Annotated in this window: 1 protein-coding gene; it reads left to right on the top strand. The window is 66.3% G+C overall.

Features of this window, described 5'->3' with window-relative positions; all coding sequences use genetic code 11:
- Nucleotides 1-350: 350 nt before the first annotated feature.
- Nucleotides 351-725, top strand: a 375-nt coding sequence (locus ACYU7Q_RS21825; protein WP_460611575.1) for an IS110 family transposase, incomplete at its 3' end; no start/stop codon positions are given.

Here is a 725-nt window from a genome sequence, read left to right as displayed (position 1 = left end):
CCCCCACTCACGGTGACCACCCACGACGGCAACCCGCACCCCCCTTTGCAGGCCCCTCACCCCCGGCCGGAGGGACCGGGGCAAGCCGTGAAGGGTCCCTAATGGCGTGTGTTCGGGCTGGTTTGGCAGGCTCGGATGTGGTGGCTGCTGGTGGGTGAGCACTTGTGGGTCCCGGGTTTGTTGAGATCTTCGTGAAGACCGTGCCCCTACTGGTGGTGGAAGAGGTTGATCACTGAAGGGATGTCGTGCCGACCTGTGTGGTGTGAGCACTCGACCATTAGGCCGTTGACCTTCTTCCACGTGGCTGCCAGTGACTTGTTCGGACGGGTGGTTGGAGGGTTGAGGGCGTGGTGTTGTTCGTGGGTGATGACTGGGCGCGTGATCACCATGATGTGGAGATCCAGGACCAGTCCGGGCGGCGGCTGGGCAGGGCCCGGTTACCGGAAGGAGTGCAGGGGGTAGCGCGGCTGCATGAGTTGCTGGCGCGGTGGTTGCCCGCCGATGCCGAGCCGGACCAGGTGTTGATCGGGATCGAGACCGATCGGGGACCGTGGGTGGCGGCGCTGGTCGCGGCGGGGTATCGGGTGTTCGCGGTCAACCCGCGGCAGGCGGCCCGTTCGCGGGAGCGGTTGGGGGTTTCGGGCGCGAAAAGCGATGCCGGGGATGCGCATGTGCTGGCCGATCTGGTGCGCACTGACGCGCATCAGTTGCGTGAGGTTGCCGGG

The sequence above is a fragment of the Hymenobacter terrigena genome, from assembly GCF_054776515.1.
The sequence above is the reverse complement of the archived record's forward strand: the minus strand, read 5'-3'. Positions and strand labels throughout refer to the sequence as shown.